Annotated in this window: 5 protein-coding genes and 1 pseudogene; 3 read left to right on the top strand and 3 right to left on the bottom strand. The window is 49.9% G+C overall.

Features of this window, described 5'->3' with window-relative positions; translation table 11 throughout:
- Together DCH402_RS10160 and DCH402_RS10155 are read right to left on the bottom strand one after the other, a co-directional pair.
- The coding region (locus DCH402_RS10160) for a TIR domain-containing protein (protein WP_040000971.1) at positions 1–639 on the bottom strand (639 nt) is incomplete at its 3' end.
- Positions 629–919, bottom strand: coding sequence for a hypothetical protein (locus DCH402_RS10155; protein WP_040000970.1), 291 nt, complete (start codon positions 917–919; stop codon positions 629–631). The genes DCH402_RS10160 and DCH402_RS10155, both read right to left, overlap by 11 nt.
- A gap of 374 nt (positions 920–1293) precedes the next feature.
- On the opposite strand from DCH402_RS10155, the gene DCH402_RS10150 reads away from it, so the two are divergent.
- The 3 genes and pseudogenes from DCH402_RS10150 to DCH402_RS10140 form a co-directional block, all read left to right on the top strand.
- Positions 1294–3915, top strand: a complete 2622-nt coding sequence (locus tag DCH402_RS10150) for a TrlF family AAA-like ATPase (RefSeq protein ID WP_040000969.1) — start codon at positions 1294–1296, stop codon at positions 3913–3915.
- Between the two features lie 277 nt (positions 3916–4192).
- The gene (vapB, locus tag DCH402_RS10145; RefSeq protein ID WP_023639692.1) at positions 4193–4423 is read left to right on the top strand and encodes a type II toxin-antitoxin system VapB family antitoxin; all 231 of its coding nucleotides are present in this window, start codon (positions 4193–4195) and stop codon (positions 4421–4423) included.
- 11 nt (positions 4424–4434) lie between these two features.
- Positions 4435–5212, top strand: a pseudogene (locus DCH402_RS10140) (IS3 family transposase); the annotation flags it as partial.
- Positions 5213–5294: 82 nt separating this feature from the next.
- Here the strand turns inward: DCH402_RS10140 and DCH402_RS10135 are convergent.
- Positions 5295–5576 (bottom strand): hypothetical protein, encoded by a 282-nt coding sequence (locus DCH402_RS10135; protein ID WP_040000968.1) that lies wholly within the window; start codon positions 5574–5576, stop codon positions 5295–5297.
- Positions 5577–5981: the final 405 nt, after the last annotated feature.

Genomic DNA, 5981 nt, shown 5'->3' with positions numbered 1-5981 from the left:
ATCAGGTGTCATCAGCACTATCGCGAAACAGGCGTCTCCTGACTCTTCTTCAAATTTTTCGATAACCGTCCTTGAGCCATCGGGACGTTCAGAAAGAATAATCTCCTCGAGACCTATTCGTGATATGAAGCGGGCAACCGACTGAAGGGCATCGTTATCATGACCATGCACAATAAAGATTTTGCGCGAAACCCGACGCGTAATCACAGGTTTAGGATCTGACTCATTCTCAACATATACTTGGTAGTCACGAACAAAAGTCACCAGTAAAGATGAAGTGAATTTACGGAATGACTCGATAATTTTGCGGTCATAGAAAAATATGTGGCAAAAATTAAAAGCAAAGCGGTCGTCAATTGACATTTTCTCGATCAAAAGAAGCTTCAGACCCAAAATCTCGTCCGGTTCTTCTGGCCACTGCAGCACAGCAGAACCAGCCATGCTGGATTCGGTTTCATAGCTTCTGGTAAGAAAGGTGTCAAGGTTCACATTTTGTGTAAGACGATTATTTACATCCAATAATTCATCGGTTCTCAGCAGGCGGGCCAGTTGTTTCAGCGGTTGCTGGTAGTTCTGAACGTCTGCACGCTGCAGGTCAAATACGCAATTTTTCAGTGACTGAAAGATATCAATTGCCATCGAGCCCGTTCTCCTGTCTTCTTTGTTCGGCATTATTCAGAATTTGTTGTCGCAGATTTTCTTTCATGTTCTCGATCAGTGGACTGACCATAGGATTGGTTGCGAGGCCAGAAACGCGCTCGTCCACCATGGTGTAGGCTTCCTGAATTGCGTTTTCAATGCTGGCAGGATCGTTAGCATCGAAACGAACATCATAGCTGCCGCTTAGTGCTTCAGTGGCCTCTTTAACTTCCTTTAGCTGCTTTTGTAGTTTGTCTATGCCTGTAATTTTGACGCCCATAAAGACCTCCAAAACAGTGAGATATCTCAGACTTAAATAGCACGTTGAAGAGCTAAGGTAGTGGATCTCCGTCAAAAGACCCGAAACTACCCCATGTTACACACACTTGACAATAATAATTGATGATTATTGCTATAACTACATTATTGTCATAAATGCAATAACAATCAGACTCTATTGCCTGAAAAGAAATATATGAAGATGTTTACCACCTGCGCTCATCCATAACCTGTTTAATGCGGTTCGGGTTCATATCAAATATTTATTAATCGGCGATGGAAATAAAATGAAGCCGGAACGGAATCGCCCTAATATAAATGAAATTATGCGGAGCCTCCGGGCATTCATCAGCAATTGAATTAAGGTATCAAGAAATGTATCCCATATTTGAGAATGGATCATGCTGGATCAAGGTGGATTTTCATCTTCATACCGATGCAGATAAAGAATTTCGCTATGCCGGGGAACCCGACAGATATATTCGAGACTACGTCAGTGCCCTGAAAGCGGCTGAAGTGGGAGTAGGTGTGATAACCAATCACAATAAATTCGATCCCGGCGAGTTTAAGGCATTGCGCAAAGTCGCTCGCCGTGAAGGCACGGAGCTTCTTCCCGGCGTGGAGCTGTCCATTAATGATGGTCAGGCCGGCGTGCACACGCTCGTGGTGTTTGCCGATGAGTGGTTTATCAATCCGCAGCAGACGAACCATATTGAAAGTTTTCTGACAGCCACGTTTGCGGGTGTTGATAATTTTGAAAACGAAAATGCCCGTTCAACAGAAAATATCACGCAGACCATCCAGCGCCTTGACCGGTATGAACGGGATTACTTTATTGTGTTTGCCCACGTGGAGGCCTCTAACGGGTTATGGGGCGGGCTGAGCATTGGCCGGATCAGGGAGCTTTTTGATAATGAGCTTGTCCGCCGGCGCGTGATAGGATTTCAGAAGGTGATGACTCACGATCTGCGGGTCAAAATTCAAGGCGTGCTCGGTGAGCGCTATCCTGCCGAAGTCCAGGGATGCGATGCCAAAACGCTGGAGCACATCGGCACCAGAAAAGTTGCCAGCTATCTGAAGTTGGGTGATTGCAGTTTTGAAGCTGTCAGGTTTGCGCTGCAGGATTTTCCACACCGCGTCAGTGGGGAGAAACCAGCTCTGACCCACAGTCATATCCGCCAGATAGCATTCGAGGGAGCCGGTTCGCTCGGCGGAACCGTGGTGAAATTATCTCCGGAGCTGAACACCCTGATAGGGATCCGGGGCAGCGGCAAATCCTCCATCCTTGAAGGGATCCGCTATGCCCTAGACATTCCGTTTGGCGAGAAGGCATCTGACCGCGACTACAAAGAAAATCTGGTCAGTAATTTACTCAAAAGCGGGGGGAAAATTACCGTTGACGCTGTGTGCCGCCACGGGCTGGCCTATCAGATAATCCGCATTTTCGGTCAGGAGCCGCAGGTCATTTTTGACGGTCAGGCCCAGCACTGGGTGGCTCTACGGGAAACGGTTCTGCATAAGCCGGTGTATTTTGGCCAGAAAGATCTGTCCAATACCGGTGCCGGATTTGAACACGATCTGATTGAAAAACTGGTCGGTGAGCGCCTGGCTTCCGTACGGGAGAGAATCCGGCAGCAGAATGCGGTTGTGCTCGACAGGTTAGGTCAGCTTCGCCGTCTGAAAACATCGGGAGAGGAGCTCTCCGAATGGCAGGCGAAAGAGAAGGATGCGCAGTTTCGCCTGCGCTTCTATTCCCAACATGGCATGGAAGAAAAACTGGAGCGTCAGACCACCTTCGGGCGGGATGAGCGCTATCTCAGCAGTACCACTTCCCTGGCAACCCGTGCACTGGACAGTCTGCGGGACGGGATCAGGGAGACTCTGGACGGGCTGAAACAGGAGCAGAAACATGAGTCAGCACATAACCAGGCGGATATTGATGATTATCGTGGGGAGTATGACCGCTTTACGGCTCATCTCAGCTCCCTGAACACCATCGTCGACGATGCCCAACAGCTCCTGGCTGAACTCGACGTTAAACAGCAGGCCTTTCTGCAGAAAAAGAAGTCGCTGACGGAGGAATTTGCCGAAATAGAGCGTGGCCTTGCAGAAGAACTGCGGCTGGCCGGGATGGAAAAAGCCGATCCCGCCGACTTCCTGAAGCTGAAGGCCGGGCTGGAAGTTGCGGAACAGAAAATAGCCGAGCTGACCCGGGCTGAAAGCAGTCAGACGTTACTAGAGAAAAGTCTGGCAGAGGCGCTGGACCGACTGTCTGAACTGTGGGTAGAAGAGTATCAGGAAATTGAGGCCGTACTGGCCGCCATCAGCCAGGCAGATTCGCCCCTGAAAATCTTGCCGTCCTTTGCGAGCGATAAAAAAGCCATGCAGGCCTTTTTGAAAGAAGCCTGTACCGGCAGCCGGTTGCGGGAAAGTACCTACCAGACCGTGGCTGACAGCTTCAGAGACTTTGGCGAGCTCTGGCTGAACAGGGATAAACTCCCGGGGATTATCAACAGCTCTGCAGAGACTTTCAGCGTGTATTTGGAACAGCAGATAGAATCGCTTATTGTCTGGCAGATCCCGAATACCTACACCATTGAATTCCGGGGCAAACCACTGGAACAACACTCGCTGGGTCAGCGCGCATCCGCATTAATGCTGTTTGTCCTGAATCAGCAGGACAATGATGTGGTGATAATCGATCAGCCCGAGGACGACCTCGACAATCAGACTATTTATGACGACGTGATTAAAATCATCCGGACGATGAAACCCCGCACCCAGTTTATCTTTGCCACTCACAATGCCAACATTCCGGTTCTGGGTGACGCAGAGAATGTTTGTGCCTGTAAATATGAAAGCGGAAAGATCCAGACAGCCGGTGGAGGCGTGGATGCCCCGCTTGTACAAGAGCACATTATTTCTGTGATGGAGGGAGGGCGGGAAGCCTTTGAGCGGCGCAGGGAAGTTTACGGCTCATGGCTCAGTAAAACCTGATTCCATCATGCTTACTGAGCATGCAGAAAAAGCCGCATCTGCGGCTTTTCCAATTATACCGGTATACCGGTTTTCGGATCTTGGGAGAAAAGAGAGAAAAAAAGATAGGTGTGGCATATCCATTTGTCTGGCATCTGCATAGGCAGACCGTACGCATATCCCCACCATCTGCATATATGCAGGACATCTGCCTATACTGGACATATGCATACACATTGGTGCAATGAGCACCATTCTGGATATGTGCCACATATCCACACTTACCCGAGAGAAAATCATGAGAACCGTATCCATTTTTAAAAACGGCAACAACCGCGCCATCCGCCTCCCCCGTGACATGGATTTTGAAGGGGTGAGCGAGCTGGAGATCGTCCGCGAAGGGGACAGCATCATCCTGCGTCCCGTCCGGCCGACCTGGGGCTCGTTCTTTGAGCTCGAAAAAGCCGATCCGGACTTTATGTCGGAGCGCGATGACGTTGTCACCGATGAAGGACGGGTTGACCTGTGAACAAAACGTAAGCGCCTGAAATGAAGTATGTCCTCATCGAAAAGCATCAGGTTGAGTTCAGCGTCAAAGCCATGTGCCGGGTGCTGCGGGTTGCCCGAAGCGGCTGGTATGCCTGGCTCAAACGTCGCCATCAACCCGGCCCACGCCAGCAGTTCCGGCTCATCTGTGATACTGCTGTCAGTAAGGCATTCACTGAGGCAAAGCAGCGATATGGTGCGCCGCGCCTTGCTGATGAGTTGCCGGAGTACAACATTAAAACCATCGCTGCCAGTCTGCGTCGTCAGGGATTACGGGCGAAAGCCAGCCGCACATTCAGCCCGGTCAGCTACCGTGAGCATGGTCTGCCAGTATCGGAAAACCTGCTGAAACAGGACTTCATCGCCAGCGGCCCGCACCAAAAATGGGCGGGTGACATCACTTACTTACGTACAGATGAAGGCTGGCTGTATCTGGCGGTGGTGCTCGACCTGTGGTCTCGTGCAGTTATTGGCTGGTCGATGTCCTCACGAATGACAGCAAAACTGGCCTGCGATGCGTTACAGATGGCACTCTGGCGGCGTAAACGCCCGAAAAACGTTATCGTTCACACGGATCGCGGCGGGCAGTACTGTTCAGCGGATTATCAGGCATTGCTGAAGCGGCACAGCCTGCGCGGCAGCATGAGCGCAAAAGGTTGTTGTTGCTACGATAATGCGTGTGCGGAAAGCTTCTTCCACTCACTGAAAGTCGAATGTATCCACGGGGAACGGTCTCAGCCCGGAACAATTTGAAAACGAAAACCTCGCTTAGGGCTGTGTCCACATTACGTGGGTAGGATCAGTTATCTGCCGCATACCGAAATTTATTTAAAGCGGCCGTTCCGGAAAAACGATTACTCACCCTCGATAGCAATCATTACATTTTCTGGTCTGCCGAGTTGAACAAACAGCATAGTCTCTACAAACTGGAAGTGCTCATCCCAGAGTTTTGTTTCAGTGTCTTTGTCTAATCCAGTTTCTTCTGTAATCAGAGATCTGAAATGTTCAAACCAATTTTTGTCCTCATGAGTATTTATGAGCATATTGGCCTGAATATGAATTTTTTCATATTGCTGCTGATTAAGAACTCCGAGTCTGTCCCGAAGTCCTTCCAGAACATCACGCACATATGACATTCTCAGCAGCCCCGTCACAATCTCACGCCAGGAGTACGCTCTCCGTTTTAGTACTAACAGAAGGTAAATTGCGATCCGCTCCAGAAGTCGGGTCACAAATACGGCTGCGTGAGTAACGTACTCAATGGCATTTCACCCCCTGGCCGTACTTTCACTGTCGCGGAGATCCTTAGGCATAACCCGGGCAAGGAACTATGGGCTGAGGTCTATCGATTAGCTCGTATCTACGGAACACAAGACGCAGCATAATGAAGAGTGGGTTTGCTGCCCAGACTTGAGCTGACAGTTTTATCGTGCCACATATACTGCCAGAGCTCATGCTTAATGGCCGCGGCTGTAATTGGCTTATAAGCCAGTAGCTCCTGTATTTTACGACCCCTGCTCATTGTCTAGGGTAGGAGCAGG

The sequence above is a fragment of the Dickeya chrysanthemi NCPPB 402 genome (assembly GCF_000406105.1).
Classification (GTDB): Bacteria; Pseudomonadota; Gammaproteobacteria; order Enterobacterales; family Enterobacteriaceae; genus Dickeya; species Dickeya chrysanthemi.
This window is presented reverse-complemented; position numbering and strand designations above follow the sequence as displayed.

Excerpts from the sequence above, each read along its gene's own strand:
- DCH402_RS10155 (WP_040000970.1), bottom strand. The coding sequence starts at position 919 with ATGGGCGTCAAAATTACAGGCATAGACAAACTACAAAAGCAGCTAAAG.
- DCH402_RS10150 (WP_040000969.1), top strand. The coding sequence starts at position 1,294 with ATGTATCCCATATTTGAGAATGGATCATGCTGGATCAAGGTGGATTTT.
- vapB (WP_023639692.1), top strand. The coding sequence starts at position 4,193 with ATGAGAACCGTATCCATTTTTAAAAACGGCAACAACCGCGCCATCCGC.
- DCH402_RS10135 (WP_040000968.1), bottom strand. The coding sequence starts at position 5,576 with ATGTCATATGTGCGTGATGTTCTGGAAGGACTTCGGGACAGACTCGGA.